Here is a 23510-nt window from a genome sequence, read left to right as displayed (position 1 = left end):
AAATTATTTTATCACAACCCGTTTAGGTCGAGGTACCTACCCCCAAATTTTCTTTGAAAACAAGGGGTGTTGTAGCATTATTTACGTTGAAATCCCCTATTTTGGTTCTTCTGAGCTCGGATAGGTAAGCTCCAGAACCCAATGCTTCGCCAAAATCGTGAGCCAAGGAACGAATGTAGGTTCCTTTACTGCAAACTACTTTAAAGTCCACTTCAGGAAGGGTAATTCGGGTAATTTTAAATTCAAGGATTTCTATTTTTCGTGATTTTATTTCTACTTTTTTTCCTTCACGAGCAAGCTCGTACAATCGTTTACCATCTTTTTTTAATGCTGAAAAAATAGGAGGCACCTGCTCAATCTCGCCCAAAAATTTTTTGGTGGCTTCTTTGATGGATGCATCCGTGATATGCCCTGTTGGAAACGTTTGGTTGACTTCTGTCTCCAAATCGTAAGAGGGGGTGGTGGCCCCCAAAGTGAAAGTGCCCGTATATTCTTTTACTTGTCCTTGAAGCTCTGGAATTTTTTTGGTGAATTTCCCCGTACAGATAATCAGCAGCCCTGTGGCCAAAGGATCCAATGTACCTGCATGGCCAATTTTTATCTTTTTAAGGCCAAACTTTTTACGAATGGCCCATTTTAAGGCATTTACCGCTTGGAAAGAGGTCCATTCCAATGGTTTATCGATCAAAAGAATCTGACCGTTTAAAAAATCTTCTTTGGTGTTCAAAAACTTGGGGTTTTGCAGCAAATATACTGATCTATCCCCAAATGCTCCATGCGATGGCTATGAGGCCAACGATTAAACAGTAAATAGCAAAATAGGTAAGCTTGCTTTGGCGTACCAATTTGATCATCCAAGTACAAGCGGCAAGACCTGCAATAAAGGCGGCAACAAAACCTGCGCCCATGGCAATGGCTTGGTCACCGTGAAAGGCGATTTCACCACCCATCAAATCTTTGGCTACTTTTCCCAAGATCAACGGAACTACCATCAAAAAGGAAAAACGTGCTGACTTGGTTTTATCTACACCCAAAAGAACGGCTGCCGAGATAGTTGCTCCACTTCGGGAAATTCCTGGGAGAATAGCTACGGCCTGTGCCATACCAATCGCAAAGGAACTTCGGAATGAAACGTTTTTATCGGTGGTTTTGGCCAAATCTGCCAAATACAGCAAAAATGCCGTAATTACCAACATAATGCCAACGATGACAATGGCACCATCAAAAAATACTTCAATAAAATCATTCAAAAAAAGGCCGACCAAAGCGGCGGGAATCATGGATATGATAATTTTTAATGAAAATTGGGTTTCTTCATTCCATTTGAATTGAAATAGCCCTTTAAAAATATCAAAAACATCCTTTCGGAACACTACCAAGGTGCTCAATGCTGTGGCAAAATGCAAGACCACGGTAAACAAAAGGCTTTCTTCGGGAACGGCCTGCGCCCCCAAAATGGCTTTTCCCAATTCTAAATGACCGCTGGAGGAAACAGGTAAAAATTCGGTCAATCCTTGAATTATCCCAAGAATTATAGCATCAATTAATTCCAAATTACTCCTTGTTTTTCTTGTTAGGATTCAATAAAATGGCATATACCTGAATACCAAGGCCGATAAGAATCAATGTTGGCGCAAGGCGAATTCTTCTAAAATTGTATATCTCGGGATTGAAAACTTCTGGGTCGTCGCTTCCGCCGCCGCTCATCAAAATATATCCAAGGGCTATAAAGGCAAGACCTATAAAAAGGAAGAGGTAGTTTTTCTTTTGGAAAACAAACTCTTTAGGTGGTTTTTTACCGTTGTTGTTTTTTTTGCTCATGTCGCAAAGTTAATAATAAAGATCGTCCGTCCTCAGGTTTAAAAAGCGTTGGGTTGCAAAATGGGTGCTCGCCCATGAAATAATAACGCCCAAACCAAATACACCAACGAACAAAATAATGAGAACAATATAATCTTGTAAAAGATTTAACTCCGGGAAGTTCTTGTCAATATAGTACACCAAGACCCCTAGTCCAACCAAGGCCACAACGGCTCCGACCATACCCAATTTAATGTTTGTCCAGATAAAAGGTCTTCGAATAAACGTTTTGGTGGCTCCCACCATTTGCATGGTTTTAATGATAAAACGTTTGGAATAAATGGACAATCGAATGGAGCTGTTGATCAACAAAACGGCAATGATCGTAAAAACCGCACTCGCAATCAAGATCCACAGACTTATTTTCCGTGCGTTGTTGTTGAGCAGCGAAATCAAGGGCTTGTCGTAGCTTACTTCGTCCACATAGGCTTTGGCCACGAGTTCCTTGGCAATCTCATCAATCTGTTGAGGCGATACAAAATCTGCCTTAAGGTTGACGTCAATGGAATTTTTTAGGGGATTGTAGCCCAAGAACTCCTCAAAATTTTCACCAATATCCTCGCTATATTGTTCCGCGGCATCTTCTTTGGAAATGTATTCAGCTGATTTGGTGTATTCGGCAAGCATCAAGCTTTTCTGCAACTGATCTATTTCCACAGGTTTGGCGTTGTCCTTCAAAAACACCGAAATGGTGATTTGCTCCTTAAAGTGATCCGCCAATTTTTTGGTATTGAGCACCAAAAGGCCCAAAACACCTAAAAGAAACAGGACCAGGGCAATGCTCAAAGCCACGGAAAAGTAAGAGGAAATCAGTTTTCGTCGCTGATATCGTTCAATATATTGGCTCATATAGTAGAATCAGTACGTAAAAATAGAAAAGTAAATTGTATTTAGGGGATTAAACCTATTTTTGCACACGAAATTGAACAAGATTAACAATGAATTACGATTTCCGCGAGATTGAGGCCAAATGGCAGAAGTATTGGGCAGAAAATGAAACTTTTAAGGCATCCAACGATTCCGACAAACCTAAATTTTATGCATTGTCGATGTTCCCTTACCCTTCTGGGGCAGGATTGCACGTAGGGCACCCGCTGGGGTATATTGCCACGGACATCTATTCGCGTTACAAAAGACATAAGGGATTCAATGTACTGCATCCCATGGGTTACGATTCCTTTGGGTTGCCTGCAGAGCAATATGCGATTCAAACGGGTCAGCACCCTGCTATCACTACGGAAAATAACATCAACAGATACCGTGAGCAGTTAGATCAGCTCGGTTTTTCTTTTGATTGGAGCCGCGAAGTGCGTACCTCCAACCCACAATATTATAAATGGACGCAATGGATCTTTATCCAATTGTTCAATGCGTGGTACAATAAGAAATCTGATAAGGCAGAAAATATCTCCACATTGGTCTCCATTTTTGAAAAAGAAGGAAATACCAATGTCGAAGCAACTTGTGATGATGATACTCCAAGTTTTGATGCCGCAACTTGGAATGGCTACTCCGATAAGGAAAAGCAAGAAATCCTTTTAAAATATAGATTGACCTATTTGGCCGATACCGAAGTAAACTGGTGTCCCGCTTTGGGAACCGTTTTGGCCAACGATGAAATTGTGAACGGTGTTTCCGAACGGGGAGGTCACCCCGTGGTGCGTAAAAAAATGACGCAATGGAGTATGCGCATCACCGCTTATGCCCAGCGTTTGTTGGACGGTTTGGACAAAATTGATTGGCCTCAACCGCTAAAAGATTCCCAAACCAACTGGATTGGGCGGTCTGTTGGAGCCTCGGTTACTTTTAATGTATTGGACGCTGAGCGTAGTCGAAGCGACCAAGAGGTGATTTCGACTCCGCTCAATCACCCATATCAAATAGAAGTCTTCACCACCCGCCCCGATACTATTTTTGGGGTGAGTTTTATGACCTTGGCCCCAGAGCACGAGTTGGTGGCCAAAATCACTACCCCAGAACAAAAAGCGGAAGTAGAGGCCTATGTAGAAGCTACGGCAAAACGTTCCGAGCGAGACCGTATGGCGGATGTAAAAACCATTTCGGGGGTGTTTACAGGAGCGTATGCAGAGCATCCGTTCACCAAAGAGCCTATCCCAATTTGGATTGGCGACTACGTGTTGGCCAGTTACGGAACAGGAGCGGTAATGGCCGTGCCTTGTGGTGACCAACGCGATTACGATTTTGCCAAACATTACAATATAGACATCCCCAACATTTTTGAAGGGGTCGATATTTCCAAAGAAGCATTTGCCGACAAGGAAACCACGGTTATTGCCAATTCCGATTTTCTAGACGGTCTACCTTATAAAGAGGCGATGAAAAAGGCGATTTCCGAATTGGAAAGAATCGGACATGGCAAAGGAAAAGTGAATTACCGCTTGCGCGATGCCGTATTTAGCCGGCAGCGGTATTGGGGTGAGCCGTTCCCCGTGTATTATGTGGATGGTATGCCGCAAATGATCGATATGGAGCATTTGCCCTTGCAATTGCCCGAAGTAGAAAAATACCTTCCCACCGAAACGGGCGAACCGCCATTGGGAAATGCCACCGAGTGGGCTTGGGACACGGTACAGAATAAAGTGGTAAGTAATGAAAACCTCTCACCCTCTGGGGGAGACCGAGAGGGGGAGCAAACAGTTTTCCCCTTGGAGTTGAACACCATGCCAGGTTGGGCAGGAAGCTCCCAATACTTTAATAGGTATATGGATCCACGCAACGATGAAGCCATTTTCTCTCCCGAAGCCATTAACTATTGGCAAGATGTGGACTTGTATATCGGAGGTAGTGAACACGCTACGGGCCACTTGTTGTATTCCCGTTTTTGGCAAAAGTTTATGTTTGATATGGGCTATGTCCCCAAAGATGAATTTGCCCAAAAGTTGATCAACCAAGGGATGATTACGGGGACGAGTGCTTTTATTTGCCGAGCGATGCTTCAAATTAATCAAAGTGATATTGGAGTTTATGATTCAGATGACATCAAAGAGTTTTGTTCTAAATTAATAATGAAGAACGTGCTTTTCATTTCAGAATCAAAGGTTGAGAATGCTGAAAGTTTGGGTATATATAAGAATAAGGTTAGTTCTGTTCAGAAATTGGTTTCTGAGAGATTTCCTGAGTCCAATCAAATTGATGTGGATTTCAAATTGAATCTAGTTAGAGTTGATGTTGGTTTGGTCAACTCATCTGATGAGATAGATGTTGAGGCTTTCAGAAATCATCCTTTGAATAAAGAATTTGAAGAAATGGTGTTTGTTGGCGAAGATGATGGAACATTTAAAGTTTCTCGAGAAATAGAAAAAATGTCCAAATCCAAATACAATGTTGTCAATCCTGATGCTATTTGTGAGGAGTACGGGGCAGATTCGTTGCGTTTGTACGAAATGTTCTTGGGGCCCCTGGAGCAATCAAAGCCTTGGAACACGGCAGGCATTACGGGCGTGCATTCCTTCCTTAAAAAACTTTGGAAGCTCTATCCCCCCCTTGAGAGGGGCGAGGGGGGTGTGGAACCCACCGCGGATAATTTAAAAACCTTGCACAAGACTATCAAAAAAGTGGAAGAGGACATCGAGAATTTCTCGTTCAACACTTCTGTTTCCACCTTTATGATCTGTGTCAACGAATTGACATCCCAAAAATGCACTAGCAAAGCTATTTTGGAACCCTTGGCGATTTTGGTGTCGCCGTATGCGCCACATATTGCCGAAGAGCTTTGGCAGCGTTTGGGCCATACAGGTTCCATTGCCGAAGCACCTTTCCCAAAGTTTGAGGAAAAATATTTGGTTGAAAGCAGCAAGGAATATCCAATATCCTTTAACGGTAAAATGCGCTTCAAATTGGAGTTGCCGTTGGATATGGGCAAGGATGAAATCGAAGCCGCTGTTTTGGCACACGAAAAAACACAGGCCCAGTTAGACGGAAGAACGCCTAAAAAGGTAATTGTGGTGCCGGGAAAGATTGTGAATATCGTAGGATAGTTTAAAAAGTTATTTGAGTTTATGTGTCATTCCGAACTAGTTTCGGAATCTCATAAGATTAATGATTGGTTTTATGAGAACCTGAAACAAGTTCAGGTTGACGAAAGTTTTGTTTTACAAAGAGATAAATAAAGATTTTATAGAAGTACCCCTAAAAAGCATGCCGCTCGGCATGCTTTTTTATTATTAAGTACACATACCCTTAAAAAATTAAGGGTATTTGTTTAAAAAATGATTTAAAATTAATTATACCTCTATTTTATAAGGGTATAAATGTTAAAAAACAACTATTTAAACCTTTTACCCCTGTTTTTTATCGAGTTTTTGTGTTTTAATCTAATTTTTTTGTTCAACTTTGATCCCATCAACCATTAAAAACAACATTATGACTGTTGGGATACCCAAAGAAATCAAAAACAACGAAAGCCGGGTCGGCATGACGCCTGCCGGTGTATTTGAATTGGTAAAGAACGATCACACCGTATATGTGCAATCGGGTGCAGGTGAGGGAAGTGGTTTTTTTAATCATGATTACCAACAGGCAGGAGCTACTATTTTGGACACTATTGGTCAGGTGTATGCTATGAGCGATATGATCGTAAAGGTAAAAGAGCCTATTGCTGAGGAATATGACTTAATTCAGGAAGGGCAAATCGTCTTTACTTATTTTCATTTTGCATCTAGCGAAGCGTTGACCAAAGCTATGATCAAGAGCAAAGCCATTTGTATTGCATACGAAACCGTAGAGGATGAAGATGGAACCTTACCTCTACTAACCCCAATGTCCGAAGTTGCCGGTAGAATGGCCATTCAACAAGGAGCCAAATACTTAGAGAAACCTGTGAAAGGTAAAGGAGTGCTTTTGGGAGGGGTTCCCGGAGTATCTCCAGGTCGCGTTTTGGTACTGGGAGCTGGTACCGTAGGTGTTCAGGCTGCTAAAATGGCAGCAGGTTTGGGTGCCCATGTAACCATTTTGGATGTGAACATGAAACGTCTCAGATATGTGAACGATATAATGCCGAGCCATGTGGTGACCGGTTTTTCAAACGAGTTCAATATCAGAAACCATATAAAAACAAACGATTTAATTATCGGTGGTGTCCTTTTAAAAGGAGCAAAAGCCCCTAACCTGATCACTAGGGATATGCTTAAGGACATGCATCCAGGAACCGTTATAGTTGATGTGGCGGTAGATCAAGGCGGATGTGTGGAAACCACCAAACCAACGACCCATGAGGACCCCATTTATATTATTGACGATGTGGTCCATTATTGTGTAGCCAATATGCCAGGGGCAGTGCCTTATACTTCCACTGTTGCCTTGACGAATGTAACACTGCCCTATGTGCTAAAATTGGCCAATATGGGATGGCGAAGTGCCTGTAAGTTGGATAGATCTTTGGAAAAAGGATTAAATGTAGTTGAAGGCGAGATAGTTTATAAAGAAATAGCCGAAACCTTTCAACTAGAACCAGTGTTGGTTTAAGTAACTAACATTTTGACAGTAAAAGAGCCCTGCCATTATTTGGCGGGGTTTTTGCTTTTATATGGTATATTTATATTCAAATAAAAGATTTAAAGCTATGATGACATATTATATATTGATTGGTGGAATTGCCCTGGTCAGCTGGCTGGTGAGCAATAAATTGAAGAGTAAGTTCAAAAAATATTCACAGGTCCATTTACGGAATGGGATGAGTGGTGCTGAAATAGCCCAGAAAATGCTGGACGACCATGGAATTCGGGATGTAAAGGTAATTTCCACGCCAGGAATGCTAACGGACCACTATAATCCCAAAAACAAAACCGTTAACCTTAGTGAAAGTGTGTACAACCAACGTAACGCTTCTGCGGCTGCGGTGGCTGCCCACGAATGCGGACACGCTGTGCAACATGCGCAGGCTTATGAGTGGTTGACCATGCGCTCCAAATTGGTCCCTGTGGTAAGTGTTACCTCTGGAATGTCCACTTGGGTGGTGTTTGGGGGTATTATACTTATGGCTGCAACGGGTGTTGCTGGCGGTATAGGTTTTTATATTGCAGTTGCCGGATTAATTATGATGGGGTTTGCTACCTTGTTCAGTTTTATAACCCTACCAGTGGAGTACGATGCCAGCAAAAGGGCATTGGTTTGGTTAAAGCAGAAGAATATGGTAAGTCAAGAAGAATACTCAGGTGCGGAAGATGCGCTTAAATGGGCGGCAAGAACCTATTTGGTGGCAGCACTGGGTGCTTTGGCCTCTTTGCTTTATTGGGCACTTCAAGTTTTTGGTGGAAGGGATTGAGGTTAGGGTAAAAACAAAAAAGCCTGTTTGAATATTCAAACAGGCTTTTTTGTTTAGTCTAGGTCATAAGATTGTATTTATTTTTTAGATGCTACAATTTTTGTAGTTTTGCTATTAAAATAGTAGCAAATGAGAACTCCTAAACCTGGAATTCCAGTTCGTGGATCAAAAACGGGACAACCAATAATGGCCTTGCTTGATCTATTGGGCAGAAGTTGGGCGATGGGCATTATCTGGCATTTGTACAGTGGCCCATCTACTTTTAGAGGTTTACAGCTCTATTGTGAATCCATTTCCCCTACCACACTTAACACAAGACTTAAAGAATTAAAAGATAGTAACCTCATTGAAAAGACTTTGGAAGGCTATGCCCTTACCGAATATGGCAAGGAATTGTTTGGACTTCTGGAACCTATGGGCTCTTGGGCCCGACATAGATGGGCACAAAGTTTTGGAGAAGATAATGCATAAAATGATTTTATGAGACATATACAAAAACCCATAGTTGGGGAGTATCCCGCATATTCCCATATTTATATGGACCTAATGGGAGATGATGGTAAGGTTTTGGAACATCTTTGGTCAAACTTTCTAAAAATTAGGGAATTTGTTTACTCACTTCCTGAGGAGAAACTAAAATATAGGTATGCAAAAGATAAGTGGACCATAAAAGAAATCTTGGTGCACCTTATTGATGATGAGCGTATTTTTGCTTATCGGGCTTTGAGGTATGCCCGTAAAGACAATACTCCGCTCCATGGTTTTGACCAAGACAAATACGCTAAATTTTCAGGGGCGAACGAACGGAGTTTGGAGAGTATTTTTGAAGAATATGAATTTGTGAGAAAATCAACAATTGCCCTTTTTAAATATTTACCGGAAGAAAGTTTTGAGCGTAGTGGTAAAGGAATAGATTATGATGGGAGCATCATAAACAAAAGAACTGTTAGGGGATTGGCCTATCATATAGCCGGGCATGAACTTCGTCATTTCAATATCATCAAAGAACGATATGTAAAATAAGAAGAGGCTGTCTAAAATGTCGATTTCGTCAACCTGAACTTGATTCAGATTCTCGTAGCGATTTGTTTATCAGTATGATGAGATTCTGAAATAAATTCAGAATGACGCATTTCAATACTTTTTAGACGGCCTCTTTTTTATATCTAATATTGATGGTTTAATCAATCCAATTGGCTACTTGGTTATCGATCATTTGGAGACCTACACCTTCAGTACCTGTAATCTCGATCATATCAAGAATGTCTCTGATGGTATTTTCTTCTTCAATTTGTTCCATTACAAACCAGTCCAAGAAACGTTCGGTGGCAATATCTCCTATTTCACGGGATTTATTCACAATATTGTGAATGGACTTGGTCACTTTGACCTCGTGTTCCAAGGTAGATTCAAAAACATCAACAATGGAAGAATAGTCGTGATTGATGTTTGTTATCTCGGGAGAAATTGGGTTACCTCCCGTATCAACCAAAAAGTTGAAAATCTTCATCATGTGCTCGCGCTCTTCTTCGGCCTGTTTAAAGAAAAACTTGGCGCTGGTAAAAAAACCGTTCTGTTCGCACCATGAGGCCATGGCCAAATAGGTGGCTGAAGCGTGGGCTTCCATTTTTATTTGGGCGTTGAGCATATCCATGGATTCCACTTTTATGCTCATACTTTGTCTTGCAATATCTTTCATAATGTAAATTCTAGCGTGAATGCACTATAAAGTTACTGAATTTAATCTGTTTGTAACAGTTAACCAGCTTATTTAAAAGACAACTAAGACTGGATAAAAATAGTGGTGTTAGTAGGTGTGTACTTCTCTTCCAGTAGAAAGACCAATGGCCATAAAACTGTGCTCCACAAGATTTTTAAGGTCAAGTACCTCCAAGGTATTGAGGATAAAAAGATGCTCTTTGTTGCATAGCATTAGAACCTCAAATCCGTGGGCGTTCAAATCACTGTCAAAATGGTTCTCAATAGCAATAGTGTTCACTTTATGGCGAAGTGAAAGTAGCTGGCATAACGACATGCGGACCAATTTCTGCCCGAAATCTATATAATAGCAGCGTTCGTTGGCAGCTTGGTACAAGGTGTAATATGTAGACTGGAATATTACATTCATGGGGGCAAATGTAATATTTATTTAGATTCAATACAAATATCAGATCTGTATTTGGCGATTAATTTGCTGGTTTAGAGAAATAAAGGTCTCGGTACGTGAAACACCTTCTATTTGCTGTATTTTTTTGTTGAGCACCTGCATTAAGTGTTCGTTGTCCCTACAGAGCACTTTTATAAGTATGGACCAATTTCCGGTGGTGTAATGGCATTCCAGAACTTCTGGGATTTCTTCTAATTGCCTAACCGCTCTGGGGTTTGCCATGGCCTTGTCCAGATAAATTCCAATATAGGCCATGGTGGAATAGCCCAGTATCTTTGGATTGATAACAAACTTGGAGCCCGCTATAAGACCGGAGCTTTCCAGTTTACGTAACCTTTGGTGGATGGCCGCACCAGAAATTCCTATGTTTCTAGCAATTTCGAGGATAGGTTTACGCGCATCCTCCATCAGGTATCTTAGGATTTTTTTATCAATACCGTCAATTTTAACTGAATTGTTATTGTTTTTCACAACAATGATTTTAATTTGAAGTTAAAGGTATTGAAAATCTAACAAAAACTAACTGGCCACCGAATCCGGATTATAGCCTAAATAAGGTTTTTCATATTCTTTGAACTGGATTCCGTGCTTATGAAGCTCAGAAAGGATGGGCTTGTACACTTCCTTGTTGATCGGGATTTGTACTCCGGGGGTTTTAATCTTGCCGTTCAATATTTGTAGTGTGGCCATGGCTACGGGAAGCCCCACAGTTTTAGACATGGCCGTGTATGTCCGGTTTTCACCGATTACCACCACATTGGCATCGATTTGTTTCTTTTCGCCGTTTAATTCGTAACCAAACTTGTGGTACATCACAATCATGTCTTTTTCATCCTCCTTGAGTGTCCAAGTATCTTCTAGAATATATTGGAGCATTTGGGCGGGAGTGGCGTTTTTTAGGGGTATCTTCTTGGAAGGATTGAATATGTCCAATTCCAGTAACTTTCCCCACATAATATCGTCCTGGTCAATTTTAAGGTAGTGCCGCATTTTTAGTTCCACCGAATCGGTAGGCGAATAGGGCAAAAATAGATTGACGAATTCTCGGTACGACATTCCTTCGGAATTTTCAATGGTGTAGCTGTCGTCCGTCATGCCTAAAATCACGAACATTTGCCATGCCTTGGAAAAACCAACTCGCCTCATGGTTCCTCGGAACAGGGTCAAAGCATTCTCTAGCCCATAAGCTTCGCGGTACTTTAAGGAATCCCGGTTGGCATAAGCCTCAAAGGTGCCATATCCTTCAATATCCATAAACTCGGTTCTTCTAAAAAGCTTTTGATATGGGATGTATTTGTACGTGCCTTCCTGTATAAATTTGGCTACGCCCCCTTGGCCTGCAAGTACTACATTTCTTGGGTTCCAAGTAAATTTATAGTTCCAAAGATTGGTATCGCTTTCCGGAGCTACCAAACCTCCGGCAAAAGATTCAAATAGCAACATTTTACCACCGGCATCCCGAATCCGGTCAATAACTTCCATGGCACTCATGTGGTCAATTCCAGGGTCTAGGCCAATTTCATTCATAAATACAAGGCCTTTTTTCTTCGCTTCTTCATCCAAGGCCCTTAGCTCATTACTTACATAAGAAGCAGTAATAAAATGCTTTTCAAATTCAATACAATCATGGGCAACATTTATGTGCATTCGAGCTGGGAGCATAGACACAACAATGGATGCCTCGGCAACAGCTTTTTTTCTATCCTCCTCGTTAAATATATCCAAAGGAAAGACTGTACAATTTGGGTGTTTTGCGAATTTATCTGGGATATTTTCTGGATGAAGGTCTCCAATCTTGAGATGAATCTTTTCTTGGTTTGATTTTTTAAGGAAATAATCTAGAAGGTATGAGGTTGATTTACCTGCTCCAACAACTAAAATAGTACGGACCATGTGTTTTGTTTACTTTTGATTTAACTGGACACTAAGGTATTAAAATGTTATATTTATAAAAAAATAGCATGTTAAAGTTATGAACAGAACAATTTTATTGGTTGGTACAATCATGGGGCTGTTGGCGATTGTTTTAGGGGCTTTTGGAGCCCATGGATTGGAGAAATTAGTCGATGCAGAAGCCGTTGCCACTTTTGAAACCGGTGTTACATATCAAATGTACCATGCGCTGTTTCTTCTTTTTTTAGGGATATGGAGCGGGTTGGCCTTAAAGCCCAAAAAGATTGTTTTTGTTCTTGTGCTTTTGGGTGTGATTCTGTTCTCTTTTTCTATTTATTTATTGGCATTGAACAGCTTAACCGCTTTTGATTTTAAAATTATCGGATTTTTAACACCAATCGGGGGTGTTTTGATGATTTCTGGGTGGTTTTACTTAGGATATAACATTTTAACCCAAAAAGTACTCGATTAAGCAAGAATTAAAAGGACAAAAAGTTAATATTTTCTAGTTTTGTACCAACATAAAAGCTAAACTATGAAGGATTCTGCCTCAGCCACGAAAACGATTTCGTTAAAGTCATACGGAATTAACCATGATAATGTAAACTACCAACTTTCCCCCGAGGAGCTCCACCACATTACCATTGAAAAGGGGATGGGCAAAGAGGCTTCTTCCGGGACCTTGGCCGTGAACACTGGGGAATTTACAGGAAGATCGCCCATGGACCGCTTTATCGTAAAGGATGACATGACCAAGGACAAGGTGTGGTGGGGGAATATCAATATCCCTTTCGAGAGTGATAAGTTTGACGCACTTTATGACAAGGTCATTGCCTATCTCAACAAAAAGGAATTGTATGTTAGGGACTCGTATGCCTGTGCCGACCCGGATTATAAACTGAATATTAGGGTAATCAACGAATACCCATGGTCCAATATGTTTGCCTACAATATGTTCCTTCGTCCTACGGAAGAGGAGCTGGAGGAATTTGACCCGGAATGGACGGTCGTCAATGCCCCCGGCTTTATGGCGGACCCCAAAGTGGACGGTACACGACAGCATAATTTCGCCATCCTTAACTTCGGCAGAAAGATCGCCCTTATCGGGGGAACGGGCTATACGGGGGAGATCAAAAAGGGAATATTCTCGGCACTTAACTTTATCCTGCCCGTTTACAAGAACACACTGCCCATGCACTGCTCGGCCAACGTTGGGGAATCGGGCGATACCGCTATTTTCTTTGGCCTATCGGGAACGGGAAAGACCACCCTGTCCACCGACCCGAACCGAAGACTGATCGGTGACGATGAGCACGGTTGGACGCCCGACAATACCGTGTTCAATTTTGAAGGGGGCTGTTATGCCAAGGTGATCGACCTATCCAAGGACAAGGAACCGGAGATCTACGGAGCCATCAAAAAGGGGGCGATTTTGGAGAATGTGGTCATGGACGACAACGGAATCGTGGACTTTTCGGACACCTCCATTACCCAGAACACCAGGGTGAGCTATCCCATCCACCATATCGAGAACATCCAGCAGCCATCAATAGGGAAAAACGTAAAGAATATTTTCTTCCTCACCGCAGACGCCTTTGGGGTGCTGCCCCCTATCTCCAAACTGACCCCGGCACAGGCGGCCTACCACTTTATCTCGGGCTACACGGCCAAGGTGGCCGGCACGGAAGCGGGCGTGGTGGAGCCACAGCCATCGTTCTCAGCTTGCTTTGGCGCACCCTTTATGCCCTTGCACCCGGCCAAATATGCCGAGATGCTGAGCAAAAAGATGAAGGAGTCGGGCGTGGACGTTTGGTTGGTGAACACCGGATGGACCGGCGGGCCCTACGGTGTAGGCACTAGGATGAAGCTGAAATACACACGGGCGATGATCAGTGCCGCGCTGAGCGGCGAACTTGGACTCTACAATTATGAGAAGTACCATATCCACTCCGTATTTGGGGTGGCGCAGCCAAGGGAGTGCCCAGGGGTGCCCACTAAGGTACTCAGCCCAAGGGCCACTTGGAACGATGACGAGGCCTATTACAGAACGGCCTTTAAGCTCACCAATGCCTTTAGGGAGAACTTTAAAAAGTTTGAGGAGCATGCCAGTGAGGAAATCCGAAGGGGAGGCCCACAACGGTACGCTTTCTAAATCAGTTCAAAAATAAAAACGCCCCCAGCTTTTTCCGGGGGCGTTTTTTATTTTAAACCAGTTCATTTTTATTTATTAACGCTGGTAATGTATTTCTGTAAAGCCATGGTCATGGATGGAGTTTCGGGCGTCGGTGCCTGAATATCTATTCGTAGCCCAGCCGTTGTAGCTGCTTTAACCGTACTGTTGCCAAAAACGGCAATCCTAGTATCGTTTTGTTCAAAATCCGGGAAGTTCTTCATCAAGGATTCAATACCTGAAGGGCTAAAGAAAACCAAAATGTCATAGTATACATTCCTTAGATCCGAAAGGTCGCTTATTACCGTTTTGTAGAAGATGCCACGAGTCCAATTCACGCCAACCTCGTCCAATAGCTCAGGAACACTGGGTTTTAGGGAATCGGAAGATGGTAACAGGAACTTTTCGTCCTTGTATTTCTTGATCAAGGGAGTCAACTCGTTAAAAGTTCTCTTCCCAACATAGATCTTCCTTTTTCTGTACACCACATATTTTTGCAAATAGTAGGCTACTGCCTCTGACTGACAAAAATATTTCATGGAATCTGGAACTTTGAAGCGCATTTCATCGGCAATTCTGAAAAAGTGATCCACAGAGTTTCTGCTCGTCAGGATAATCGCCGTAAAATTGTTCAAGTCGATTTTCTGCTGTCTCACATTTTTGGCTTCTACACCTTCAACATGTATGAAAGGTCTAAAATCTACTTTAACCTTCTCCTTTTCAATTAATCGCGAATAGGGGGAGTTTTCGACTTTGGGTTCTGGTTGGGAAACCAAAATTGTTTTTACTTTCATAAGTTTTCAACCTTTTAAATAGCTTCCAATTAACACCAAGGGCGCAATTTCGAGTGCGCAAAGGTACAAAATAAAATACATAAAATACGGGAACAGTGCTTTTTGATGGTTCTTCAACAGCTTGGCCATACCAATACCATTTATTAGAATAATCAGCGTTAAAGTCACGTATATTGTTGTTTTTGAGTTTGTTGCAATGTATATCAACAAAATGTTGGCAATGGAGATTATTATACTGCTGTAATTGAGGTAAGATATTTTACTGAAAATAAGACTGCCAACAAGGTTTAAATTATTAAAAACGAGTCCTACAAACATTTGAAGGGAAAACTTTACCAGTTCAAACAATGCCAAAAAACCTAGGATTATTAAATAGACAATGACTGTTTTTCCATAAGATATCAGGTCAAAACCTTTAAGAACAAGAAAAATAAATAAAGAGAGATTGATAAGTTGAAACAAGGTGAGAAGGAGGTGGAACCAGTGCGAAAACTGCCCTTTTTTATTGTGAAGCAGAATGTACTTATCGTTAAAAGGGAGAATGATAAAGTTCAGAAACTTTTTATGGAATAAATATTTGCCAAGGGCCAAAACAACTAGACCTACAAACAATGTGATGGTCATCCAATCCAAGGAACTGATTGTTTTTTCAATCGGGTTCATTATTCAATTTTAATGGGTTTGCCGTTAAGTCCCGGAGGCAGATTGTTTTCTGCAATTCCAATTCTGAAGTACGATGGATTTTCCATAGTGGTCAATGGCAGTTCAAACGTATAAAAAACCGTATCCTTGGATTTTAACAATGCTTGCTGGGGCGAGGTGTTTTTAACCTTTAAGGAGCGCATTTGTTTAACCTGTTTGTGTTTGTTGGAATACGAAATCGTATATTTTAATTGCTCCAAGGGTACATCAAACGGGTATGGATTGTAAACTTTGAGGGAGTATTTGATGCCAGTTTCCGGTTTTTCCACAATACATTCCAATTTACGGTACGATTGAAAATCATTGATGTAGATTCCATGGGAAACTGTGCTGTCCAAATGCATATAGGAAATATCCCCGCTTTTTCTGTACTTGGAAACAAACATAACTTTTTTGCCTCGCATTCGTTCTTCGGAGTCATCAATAGAATATTGGTTTTTTCGATACATATAAGTGTTCAATGATGTGGCAGGGACACCCGAATAAAACTCATACATTGAGGAGCGTCTATAGGAGTTTTCAAAAAGAATGGGAACACCACCAGACTTTGTTTTAAGCTCGTTTGTCCATTCCTTATTGCCATGGGTTTCAAAATACATGGGGAACAAGGGGTAATATATCATCCATGCCCTTGCATACATTAAGAGAATCAAACTTACAATACCGATTCGGTACATCCATTTTCTGCTCTTGGCATTCTCCAAAAGATGATTAAAAGCTATTATCGCAAGCGGAATTGAGATTACAATGGCCCATTGTGCCTGTACCCGTCTGTTAAAACTAGAAATAAAAAAGAAAATCAAAACCCCATAAACCAGATAAACCAAAGCTTTTGAAAACTTGTCCGTTATCTTGAACTTGAAAAGTGCCCTGTAAATCCAATAAAACAAGAGACCGATGATCGCAACAATGTTCAAGAAGTACCCCAAGGTAAATTCATCGAATTGGTAGGCTTGATTTGGGCGTTCGTATAAATGGAAGGTTATCGAAACAAAATCGTTTTGATAGAGCCATACAAAATGTGGGATGTAGCAAATCAAGGCCAAAACCACCGCTAACCATGCTTTTTTGTTGAAAATGAGTTTATAGTTGGAAAGAAATACGAACAAAATCACCAACACCGCATGGTACTTGCTGTACATAAGAGCGGCCATTACCAATCCCAAATAAATAGCGGTCACTATGCCTTCATCCTTCAAGAAGCGTTTATATAACCATAAAAATAGGGCTGTAAAAAATAAAAGCGACGTATCCGGAAGGGTCAAAAAACCATAGGCATTCATCAAGGTGAAAGAGAACACCAAAAGGAAAAAATGGGTTACATAATCCTTCTTCTTCGGATTATCAATCAATAACCAAAGTAGCATATATGTTCCTGCGGATAACACACAGCTCATAAACCTTACCCCAAGCTCACCGTCAAAAAATAAGCTACTGACCTTGATCAAAAAAGCAACCATGGACGGATGGTCAAAATACCCCCAGGCCATGTTTTGTGCATAGTACCAATAATAGGCTTCATCGTAGATAAGCTCGGTGAAGGATGCTTGTAAAAGGTTGAGTGCAAAAAGAATCGCTAAGAGAATAAAAAAAAGCCTGGGAAACTTTTGAGTCATCAAAATGAGATTTTTAAAGCGCAAAGTTACAAATATTGGGTTAGTGCCAAATCGGCTTGCTAATAGTAACTTGTGTAAGCAAGCTAGAAAACCGTATTTTTGACATTCTAATCTTGTGCGAATGGCAGACGGCTTGGTCATTATACCCACATTCAATGAAATTGAAAACATCGAGGCCATTGTTAAAACGGTTTTCGATCTAAAAAAGGATTTTCATGTGCTGGTGGTAGATGATAACTCTCCCGATGGTACCGCGGATTGCGTGATAAAGCTACAAAAAGAATTTCCTGAAAACCTCTTTTTGGAGGTCCGAAAGGAAAAAGCGGGCTTGGGTACGGCATACATCCATGGATTTAAATGGGCGCTGAAAAAAGGCTATGAATACATTTTTGAGATGGATGCCGATTTTTCGCACCGACCTGCCGACCTTTCCCGTTTGCACCGAGCTTGTCTTAATGGCGCAGATGTGGCCGTTGGATCACGTTATAAAAAAGGAGTCAATGTGGTGAACTGGCCTTTGGCCAGGATTTTACTTTCTTACGGAGCATCGTTTTATGTAAAGATCATTACCGGAATGAAGGTACACGACCCTACGGCTGGATTTGTCTGCTACAAAAGAAAAGTGTTGGAAACCATCAATTTGGACCATGTACGCTTTATTGGGTATGCTTTTCAGATTGAAATGAAATACAGGGCCTATCTCAAAAAATTTAAGATTGAAGAGGTCTCGATTATTTTTACCGATAGGGTGAATGGTAAATCAAAAATGAACTCCGCGATTATAAGAGAGGCCATTTTTGGGGTAATAGCCATGAAGTTTAGAAGTATATTTTTTAAAAAGAGCTTTTAGTTATGTCAAAAATACTGTTGAAGAACGCCAAGATTGTAAATGAGAACAGCATTTTTGAGTCCGATGTGCTGTTGGAAGGCGACTTTATTGCCCGCATCGATACCGACATATCCGATGCCCATGCCAAGGTCATTGATTTGGAAGGGGATCTTTTGCTACCTGGCATTATTGACGACCAAGTACACTTTAGGGAACCGGGCCTTACCCACAAAGGGACTATTGCGACCGAAAGTAGAGCGGCAATAGCTGGTGGTATCACCACTTTTATGGAGCAGCCCAATACCAATCCACAAACCACGACCATTGAAAAGCTGGAAGATAAGTTTGCCATGGCCGCAAAGGATTCTTCAGCAAACTATTCTTTCCTTTTTGGGGGAACCAACGATAATTTGGAAGAATTGAAACGATTGGACAAAAATGCTTGCTCCGGGGTTAAATTGTTCTTAGGTTCTTCCACAGGAAATATGCTGGTGGACGATGAGAAAGTCTTGGAACAGATTTTCAGGAATACCGAAATGGTGATTTCAGTCCATTGTGAGGATGAGGGAACAATCAGGGCCAATATGGCCAAGTATAAAGAAATGTACGGGGACAATATTCCGATAGAGATGCACCCCATCATCCGAAGTGCCGAAGCATGTTACCTATCTTCATCAAAAGCCATTGCTCTTGCCAAAAAAACAGGGGCAAGGCTACACGTGTTTCATGTATCAACAGGTATTGAAACGGATCTTTTTACCAATACGATTCCTTTGGAGGAAAAAAAGATTACCGCTGAGGTTTGTATCCACCATCTATGGTTTTCTGATGAGGATTACGCTAAAAAAGGAACTTTGATCAAATGGAACCCTGCCGTTAAGACTAAAAACGATAGGGAAAAACTGTGGAAAGCCCTTTTGGACGACCGTATCGATGTGGTTGCCACCGACCATGCACCGCATACGCTTGAAGAAAAAGATAAGCCATACACCAGCGCACCTTCTGGGGGACCTTTAGTGCAGCACGCACTCTTGGCCATGCTACAAAAAGAAAAAGAAGGTGTAATAAGTTTGGAAAAGATAGTGGAAAAAATGTGCCATAACCCCGCCATTTTGTTTGATATTGACCGTCGCGGATTTATTCGTGAAGGCTATTACGCGGATTTGGTGCAAGTGAACCGGAATTCAAAAAATGAGGTTAAAAAAGCCAATATTTTCTATAAATGTGGGTGGTCTCCCTTTGAAGGTGTTACTTTTGATTCGGAAGTAAGACGAACCTTTGTGAATGGTTTATTGGCCTATGAAAAAGGTACATTCAGTTCGGAAAAGAATGCAATGAGGCTTACGTTTAATCGTTAAGGGATGAAATATATCGTCACATTATTTTTTGGTATGATCTTGTTACTTTCCTGTGCGGAAAAGGTAGTGGAGGAACCGGAAAATCTTATTCCTAAAGAGAAAATGACCGAGATTCTTCATGATTTGGCCATTTTGAATGCTGCTAAATCCGGAGCTGCAAAAAAGTTTGAAGAATCGGGCATCGATATCATGGAATTTCTTTATAAAAAATATGGTATAGATAGCACCCAGTTTTCCCAAAGTGACCTGTATTATGCATCACTTCCTTTGGAATATCAAACTATTTACAAACAGGTAGAAGCGCGATTAAAGCGTCAAAAAGATACATTGGAAGCCATTGGGGAACGAAGAAACGATAGTGTCCGTAAAGCAAACCTGAAACGAAGCGATTCTTTGAAAGCAATTCAAGAAAAAGGGAAAGTGAAGGAGCCTATTCCTGCTCAATAAACTTGTCGCAACAAAAGGCTAAAGCTTTATCCATATCTTCAAATGTAAAGCCCAGCTCGGATTTTATTTTCTCGTTACTATATTTTTTTTGACGGTACAGTCCTTTGGCCACAGACTTGGAGAGTTTTCTTCTTTTACCGAACACATTGCTGCGTACCCAATCCCATCGCCAAAAACATTCGAGCATAAATTTGGATACCTCTTTGGTTGGTGGAGCTACACCTAGTTGAGGTGCAATTTTCCGGAACATCTTCTCGTAGGTCATATTTTGATTGACCAAAATAAAACGCTCAGTGTGGACGTTGGAATCCATTAATTTGGTCATTGCGTCGATCACATCGGTTATGGTGACAAACCCGGTTCCACCGGGAATAAAATACATCTTCTCCTTGGATGCATAGGTAAAAAAGCTTCCACTGCCCGATTTCCAAAAGCCGGGTCCAATAACTACCCCTGGATTTACGATTACAATGCTAAGCCCTTCCTGTGAACCACGCCACACCTCTAGTTCAGCTTCATATTTGGTGATTCCATAAACAGAGGCTTTGGCTTCGCTCCATTCATTTTCCTCGGTTACTTCTTTTTCTTTTATGCTCGGACCAATAGCCGCAATGGTACTCACATAACAAAGTTTTTTAACACCGTGTTTTAAGGAAAGGTTCACTACATTGGCCGTGCCTTCCACGTTGGTGCGTTCCAGAATTTTAAAATCTTTTGGGTCAAAGGAAATCAATGCGGCACAATGGTAAACGTATTCGACACCATCAAAAAGGGAATCCAGTCCACCCACATCGGTAATATCGGCCTGTACCCAATCAATTTGTTCAATTAAATGGGATGGATCATCCGCATAGTACCCAAAAACTTTATGGACTTTATCTAAGGACTCTTGTGTTCTAAAATTGCTCCTGACCTTGTTCCCATTGGCAATTAAATGGAAAAGTAAATGGGAACCGATCAGTCCAGTACCTCCTGTAACCAAAATCATAAGGTAAAAGTACCTATTTGTGCCGTAAAAATTGAGGGAAATGCCAACTTCATTTTATATTTGCAGCTATTCCAAAAAACCGATCATGACGAAGAATTTTGTTCAAGAACTGCAATGGAGGGAAATGGTGCACGATGTAATGCCAGGAGCCGAAGAACACCTTATGGAAGAAATGCGTACCGCTTATGTGGGAATAGATCCTACGGCCGATTCACTTCATATTGGCCATTTGGTAGGTGTTATGATGCTTAAACATTTTCAGTTGGCCGGACACAAGCCCTATGCTTTGGTCGGAGGCGCAACGGGGATGATCGGTGATCCATCGGGCAAATCGGCTGAACGAAATTTATTGGATGAGGAAACCCTACGCCACAACCAAGATGCCCTAAAAGCACAATTGAGCCGTTTTTTGGATTTTGAAAGTGGTGAGCCCAATGCGGCGGTTTTGGTGAACAATTACGATTGGATGAAGAATTTTTCCTTCCTCGAGTTTATCCGCGATGTTGGAAAGCACATTACCGTAAATTACATGATGGCGAAGGATTCCGTAAAAAAACGTCTTTCTTCCGATGCCATGGAAGGGATGTCCTTTACCGAGTTTACCTATCAGTTGGTTCAGGGATATGATTTTCTGTATCTCTACCAAAACCACGATTGTACGTTACAAATGGGAGGTAGCGACCAATGGGGGAATATTACCACGGGTACGGAACTAATTAGACGAATAGGAGGCGGAAAGGGGTTTGCCCTTACCTGCCCGTTGATTACCAAGGCTGATGGAACCAAATTCGGGAAAACCGAAGGTGGCAATGTTTGGTTGGATGCGGAAAGGACTTCTCCCTATAAATTTTACCAGTATTGGTTGAACACATCCGATGAAGATGCCGAGAAGTATATCAAAATTTTCACCTTTTTGACTCAAAAGGAGATTGAGGATTTAGTGGCAGAACATAAGGAAGCACCCCACATGAGAGCGCTTCAAAAGAAATTGGCCGAAGAAGTTACCATTATGGTACATTCCCAAGAAGATTTGGACAATGCCATAAAGGCGAGCAACATTTTATTTGGAAAATCTACTTCCAATGATTTGAAGCAATTGAACGAAAAAACATTTTTGGATGTTTTTGAGGGCGTTCCCCAAGCAACGGTTAGTAAAAATGAACTAGAACCTGGTTTGGATATGATTGGCGCATTGGCGGCCAAGACTAACTTTTTGGGTTCTAACGGCGAAGCCAGAAGGGAATTGAAGCAAAATTCCATTGCCGTGAACAAGGAAAAGGTAAAGGAGGATTATATGATAACGGCATCAGACCTGATCAATAATAAATTTGTGCTCCTCCAAAGGGGCAAGAAGAACTATTTTGTTCTTGTTGTGGAGTAGTTTACAATACCATCAAATTACAGCCTCTAATATCTGAATTATCAAAACGCCCCAGAACTTCAAAAGCTCCATTGGGATGGGTTTTGCCCAAATCTTGTGTAGCGATAAAGGAACAGGAATAGATGTTGGCCAAATCAATAACATTGATACCTCCCGTTTTCCCGTTAGGCTGAATAGTTAAAGGGTCTTCGGTGTCGCGGGTGATTATTTTCATCCAAGTTGGTGTTTGGAAAAGGCCATTTCCTTTGGAATAGGCTTGGGACAAAAGTTCTGTCATCCCATATTCTGAATGAATTTTATTGACGCCCAATCCTTCCTTCAAGATTTGATGTAGTTCTTCGCGAATAAGTTCCTTACGACGGCCTTTCATGCCCCCAGTTTCCATAACAATGGTATTTTTTAATGCTGTAGGAAATTGTTCAGCCAAATCTAAGAGAGCGAACGAAACACCGATCAACAGGGTTTTGACCTCATTTTTCTCCAATTCTTGTAGTTTTTGATGGAGTTCTTCCAAATTATGAAGATAAAATCCACTACTGGGATGTTCCGATTTCTCAATGAGATTGTTGACCATATAAATCAAAGAAGAACCCTCTCTTTCCAAATAAGAAGGTAAAAGTGCCAGAATGCAAAAATCTTCGGGTTTACCGTAGAATTGCTTGAATGCCTGGAGGAAGCTTTCTTCGTAAATCGTTATGTCAGGAACAAAGTGTTTGCTGGTAGTGCTTTGGGTGGTACCGCTACTTGTAAATATAGTTTCAGGTGTTTTTGATGAGGAAAGTACTTTGTGAGTTTTAAAGAATGAAATGGGTAAAAAAGGAATTTGCAGATAGTGGGAAACATTTTGAGGCGACTTTTTCAAGTAGTCACAAAAAGCACTGTAAACCTCGTTGTTTTCATACTGAAACCTAAAAACATCCAAAGCCAGAGCATTAAACTCGTCCGTATTGCCGATGTTAAAAATCCGATGGGTATCAAACTGCTTCATTCATGGGTAAAAGTACCCAAAAATAAAAAAGCCC

At 41.3% G+C, this 23510-nt stretch carries 24 protein-coding genes; 11 read left to right on the top strand and 13 right to left on the bottom strand.

Going from position 1 to position 23510, the window contains the following annotated elements; all coding sequences use genetic code 11:
• Positions 1 to 22: 22 nt before the first annotated feature.
• The 4 genes from truB to MURRU_RS04995 are packed head-to-tail and all read right to left on the bottom strand — an operon-like array spanning position 23 to position 2709.
• The gene (gene truB / locus MURRU_RS05010; RefSeq protein WP_014032343.1) at positions 23 to 727 is read right to left on the bottom strand and encodes a tRNA pseudouridine(55) synthase TruB; all 705 of its coding nucleotides are present in this window, start codon (positions 725 to 727) and stop codon (positions 23 to 25) included.
• A 31-nt stretch (positions 728 to 758) separates the two neighbouring features.
• The gene (locus MURRU_RS05005) at positions 759 to 1553 is read right to left on the bottom strand and encodes an undecaprenyl-diphosphate phosphatase (RefSeq protein ID WP_014032342.1); all 795 of its coding nucleotides are present in this window, start codon (positions 1551 to 1553) and stop codon (positions 759 to 761) included.
• Between the two features lies 1 nt (position 1554).
• Entirely contained in the window at positions 1555 to 1821 is a 267-nt protein-coding gene (locus MURRU_RS05000) for a DUF3098 domain-containing protein (RefSeq protein ID WP_014032341.1), read from the bottom strand.
• A 9-nt stretch (positions 1822 to 1830) separates the two neighbouring features.
• Positions 1831 to 2709 (bottom strand): cell division protein FtsX, encoded by an 879-nt coding sequence (locus tag MURRU_RS04995; protein ID WP_014032340.1) that lies wholly within the window; start codon positions 2707 to 2709, stop codon positions 1831 to 1833.
• Between the two features lie 89 nt (positions 2710 to 2798).
• Here MURRU_RS04995 and MURRU_RS04990 point away from each other — a divergent pair, with 89 nt between their 5' ends.
• From MURRU_RS04990 to MURRU_RS04970, 5 genes are all read left to right on the top strand, one after another.
• On the top strand, positions 2799 to 5858 hold the full coding sequence (locus tag MURRU_RS04990; RefSeq protein ID WP_014032339.1) for a leucine--tRNA ligase: 3060 nt from the start codon (positions 2799 to 2801) through the stop codon (positions 5856 to 5858).
• Positions 5859 to 6243: 385 nt separating this feature from the next.
• Positions 6244 to 7344, top strand: a complete 1101-nt coding sequence (gene ald, locus MURRU_RS04985) for an alanine dehydrogenase (RefSeq protein ID WP_014032336.1) — start codon at positions 6244 to 6246, stop codon at positions 7342 to 7344.
• A gap of 97 nt (positions 7345 to 7441) precedes the next feature.
• Positions 7442 to 8143, top strand: coding sequence for a zinc metallopeptidase (locus MURRU_RS04980; protein WP_014032335.1), 702 nt, complete (start codon positions 7442 to 7444; stop codon positions 8141 to 8143).
• A 129-nt stretch (positions 8144 to 8272) separates the two neighbouring features.
• Positions 8273 to 8614, top strand: coding sequence for a winged helix-turn-helix transcriptional regulator (locus MURRU_RS04975; RefSeq protein ID WP_014032334.1), 342 nt, complete (start codon positions 8273 to 8275; stop codon positions 8612 to 8614).
• A 9-nt stretch (positions 8615 to 8623) separates the two neighbouring features.
• Positions 8624 to 9166 (top strand): DinB family protein, encoded by a 543-nt coding sequence (locus MURRU_RS04970; protein WP_014032333.1) that lies wholly within the window; start codon positions 8624 to 8626, stop codon positions 9164 to 9166.
• A 157-nt stretch (positions 9167 to 9323) separates the two neighbouring features.
• Here MURRU_RS04970 and MURRU_RS04965 read toward each other — a convergent pair whose 3' ends face one another.
• From MURRU_RS04965 to MURRU_RS04950, 4 genes are all read right to left on the bottom strand, one after another.
• Positions 9324 to 9842, bottom strand: coding sequence for a ferritin (locus tag MURRU_RS04965; RefSeq protein ID WP_014032332.1), 519 nt, complete (start codon positions 9840 to 9842; stop codon positions 9324 to 9326).
• A 108-nt stretch (positions 9843 to 9950) separates the two neighbouring features.
• Positions 9951 to 10271, bottom strand: coding sequence for a hypothetical protein (locus MURRU_RS04960; protein WP_014032331.1), 321 nt, complete (start codon positions 10269 to 10271; stop codon positions 9951 to 9953).
• A gap of 39 nt (positions 10272 to 10310) precedes the next feature.
• Positions 10311 to 10781, bottom strand: a complete 471-nt coding sequence (locus tag MURRU_RS04955; RefSeq protein WP_014032330.1) for an Lrp/AsnC ligand binding domain-containing protein — start codon at positions 10779 to 10781, stop codon at positions 10311 to 10313.
• 48 nt (positions 10782 to 10829) lie between these two features.
• Positions 10830 to 12203 (bottom strand): saccharopine dehydrogenase family protein, encoded by a 1374-nt coding sequence (locus MURRU_RS04950; RefSeq protein ID WP_014032329.1) that lies wholly within the window; start codon positions 12201 to 12203, stop codon positions 10830 to 10832.
• Positions 12204 to 12282: 79 nt separating this feature from the next.
• Between MURRU_RS04950 and MURRU_RS04945 the strand changes: the two genes are divergently transcribed.
• Together MURRU_RS04945 and pckA are read left to right on the top strand one after the other, a co-directional pair.
• Complete coding sequence (locus MURRU_RS04945; RefSeq protein ID WP_014032328.1) at positions 12283 to 12675, top strand: DUF423 domain-containing protein; 393 nt, start codon at positions 12283 to 12285, stop codon at positions 12673 to 12675.
• Positions 12676 to 12738: 63 nt separating this feature from the next.
• Positions 12739 to 14355 carry a phosphoenolpyruvate carboxykinase (ATP) gene (gene pckA, locus MURRU_RS04940; protein ID WP_014032327.1) on the top strand — a complete coding sequence of 539 codons (1617 nt, stop codon included), beginning with the start codon at positions 12739 to 12741 and terminating at the stop codon, positions 14353 to 14355.
• 68 nt (positions 14356 to 14423) lie between these two features.
• Here the strand turns inward: pckA and MURRU_RS04935 are convergent, their stop codons facing one another.
• From MURRU_RS04935 to MURRU_RS04925, 3 genes are read right to left on the bottom strand one after another with little or no spacing between them, the layout of a single operon-like run.
• The gene (locus MURRU_RS04935; RefSeq protein WP_014032326.1) at positions 14424 to 15167 is read right to left on the bottom strand and encodes a uroporphyrinogen-III synthase; all 744 of its coding nucleotides are present in this window, start codon (positions 15165 to 15167) and stop codon (positions 14424 to 14426) included.
• Positions 15168 to 15173: 6 nt separating this feature from the next.
• On the bottom strand, positions 15174 to 15830 hold the full coding sequence (locus MURRU_RS04930) for a DUF4271 domain-containing protein (RefSeq protein ID WP_014032325.1): 657 nt from the start codon (positions 15828 to 15830) through the stop codon (positions 15174 to 15176).
• The gene (locus MURRU_RS04925) at positions 15830 to 17485 is read right to left on the bottom strand and encodes a glycosyltransferase family 39 protein (RefSeq protein ID WP_014032324.1); all 1656 of its coding nucleotides are present in this window, start codon (positions 17483 to 17485) and stop codon (positions 15830 to 15832) included. Before MURRU_RS04925 ends, MURRU_RS04930 begins: the two co-directional genes overlap by 1 nt.
• A 121-nt stretch (positions 17486 to 17606) precedes the next feature.
• Here MURRU_RS04925 and MURRU_RS04920 point away from each other — a divergent pair, with 121 nt between their 5' ends.
• Genes MURRU_RS04920 through MURRU_RS04910 form a run of 3 tightly spaced genes read left to right on the top strand, consistent with a single transcriptional unit; the run spans position 17607 to position 20119 of the window.
• The gene (locus MURRU_RS04920; RefSeq protein ID WP_014032323.1) at positions 17607 to 18335 is read left to right on the top strand and encodes a polyprenol monophosphomannose synthase; all 729 of its coding nucleotides are present in this window, start codon (positions 17607 to 17609) and stop codon (positions 18333 to 18335) included.
• Between the two features lie 2 nt (positions 18336 to 18337).
• Positions 18338 to 19672 carry a dihydroorotase gene (locus MURRU_RS04915; protein ID WP_014032322.1) on the top strand — a complete coding sequence of 445 codons (1335 nt, stop codon included), beginning with the start codon at positions 18338 to 18340 and terminating at the stop codon, positions 19670 to 19672.
• A gap of 33 nt (positions 19673 to 19705) precedes the next feature.
• Positions 19706 to 20119, top strand: coding sequence for a DUF4296 domain-containing protein (locus MURRU_RS04910; protein WP_245545061.1), 414 nt, complete (start codon positions 19706 to 19708; stop codon positions 20117 to 20119).
• Here the strand turns inward: MURRU_RS04910 and MURRU_RS04905 are convergent.
• Positions 20103 to 21107: an NAD-dependent epimerase/dehydratase family protein gene (locus tag MURRU_RS04905; protein WP_014032320.1), complete on the bottom strand. Its 1005-nt coding sequence runs from the start codon at positions 21105 to 21107 to the stop codon at positions 20103 to 20105. The two genes, MURRU_RS04910 and MURRU_RS04905, sit on opposite strands and share 17 nt — an antisense overlap.
• An 85-nt stretch (positions 21108 to 21192) precedes the next feature.
• Here MURRU_RS04905 and tyrS point away from each other — a divergent pair, with 85 nt between their 5' ends.
• The gene (gene tyrS / locus MURRU_RS04900) at positions 21193 to 22488 is read left to right on the top strand and encodes a tyrosine--tRNA ligase (protein WP_014032319.1); all 1296 of its coding nucleotides are present in this window, start codon (positions 21193 to 21195) and stop codon (positions 22486 to 22488) included.
• 1 nt (position 22489) lies between these two features.
• On the opposite strand, the gene MURRU_RS04895 is transcribed toward tyrS, so the two are convergent.
• Positions 22490 to 23476 carry a LuxE/PaaK family acyltransferase gene (locus MURRU_RS04895; RefSeq protein ID WP_014032318.1) on the bottom strand — a complete coding sequence of 329 codons (987 nt, stop codon included), beginning with the start codon at positions 23474 to 23476 and terminating at the stop codon, positions 22490 to 22492.
• Positions 23477 to 23510 lie beyond the last annotated feature (34 nt).

This window comes from Allomuricauda ruestringensis DSM 13258, from assembly GCF_000224085.1.
Classification (GTDB): domain Bacteria; phylum Bacteroidota; class Bacteroidia; order Flavobacteriales; family Flavobacteriaceae; genus Flagellimonas; species Flagellimonas ruestringensis.
The sequence above is the reverse complement of the archived record's forward strand: the minus strand, read 5'-3'. Positions and strand labels throughout refer to the sequence as shown.

Coding starts and splice junctions, on each gene's coding strand:
- MURRU_RS04910 (WP_245545061.1), top strand. CDS start 19,706: ATGATCTTGTTACTTTCCTGTGCGGAAAAGGTAGTGGAGGAACCGGAA.
- MURRU_RS04965 (WP_014032332.1), bottom strand. CDS start 9,842: ATGAAAGATATTGCAAGACAAAGTATGAGCATAAAAGTGGAATCCATG.
- MURRU_RS04915 (WP_014032322.1), top strand. CDS start 18,338: ATGTCAAAAATACTGTTGAAGAACGCCAAGATTGTAAATGAGAACAGC.
- MURRU_RS04930 (WP_014032325.1), bottom strand. CDS start 15,830: ATGAACCCGATTGAAAAAACAATCAGTTCCTTGGATTGGATGACCATC.
- MURRU_RS04975 (WP_014032334.1), top strand. CDS start 8,273: ATGAGAACTCCTAAACCTGGAATTCCAGTTCGTGGATCAAAAACGGGA.
- MURRU_RS04935 (WP_014032326.1), bottom strand. CDS start 15,167: ATGAAAGTAAAAACAATTTTGGTTTCCCAACCAGAACCCAAAGTCGAA.
- MURRU_RS04920 (WP_014032323.1), top strand. CDS start 17,607: ATGGCAGACGGCTTGGTCATTATACCCACATTCAATGAAATTGAAAAC.
- MURRU_RS04895 (WP_014032318.1), bottom strand. CDS start 23,476: ATGAAGCAGTTTGATACCCATCGGATTTTTAACATCGGCAATACGGAC.
- MURRU_RS05000 (WP_014032341.1), bottom strand. CDS start 1,821: ATGAGCAAAAAAAACAACAACGGTAAAAAACCACCTAAAGAGTTTGTT.
- tyrS (WP_014032319.1), top strand. CDS start 21,193: ATGACGAAGAATTTTGTTCAAGAACTGCAATGGAGGGAAATGGTGCAC.
- ald (WP_014032336.1), top strand. CDS start 6,244: ATGACTGTTGGGATACCCAAAGAAATCAAAAACAACGAAAGCCGGGTC.
- MURRU_RS04990 (WP_014032339.1), top strand. CDS start 2,799: ATGAATTACGATTTCCGCGAGATTGAGGCCAAATGGCAGAAGTATTGG.
- MURRU_RS04960 (WP_014032331.1), bottom strand. CDS start 10,271: ATGAATGTAATATTCCAGTCTACATATTACACCTTGTACCAAGCTGCC.
- MURRU_RS04945 (WP_014032328.1), top strand. CDS start 12,283: ATGAACAGAACAATTTTATTGGTTGGTACAATCATGGGGCTGTTGGCG.
- MURRU_RS04980 (WP_014032335.1), top strand. CDS start 7,442: ATGATGACATATTATATATTGATTGGTGGAATTGCCCTGGTCAGCTGG.
- MURRU_RS04995 (WP_014032340.1), bottom strand. CDS start 2,709: ATGAGCCAATATATTGAACGATATCAGCGACGAAAACTGATTTCCTCT.
- MURRU_RS04905 (WP_014032320.1), bottom strand. CDS start 21,107: ATGATTTTGGTTACAGGAGGTACTGGACTGATCGGTTCCCATTTACTT.
- MURRU_RS04925 (WP_014032324.1), bottom strand. CDS start 17,485: ATGACTCAAAAGTTTCCCAGGCTTTTTTTTATTCTCTTAGCGATTCTT.
- pckA (WP_014032327.1), top strand. CDS start 12,739: ATGAAGGATTCTGCCTCAGCCACGAAAACGATTTCGTTAAAGTCATAC.
- MURRU_RS04970 (WP_014032333.1), top strand. CDS start 8,624: ATGAGACATATACAAAAACCCATAGTTGGGGAGTATCCCGCATATTCC.
- MURRU_RS04950 (WP_014032329.1), bottom strand. CDS start 12,203: ATGGTCCGTACTATTTTAGTTGTTGGAGCAGGTAAATCAACCTCATAC.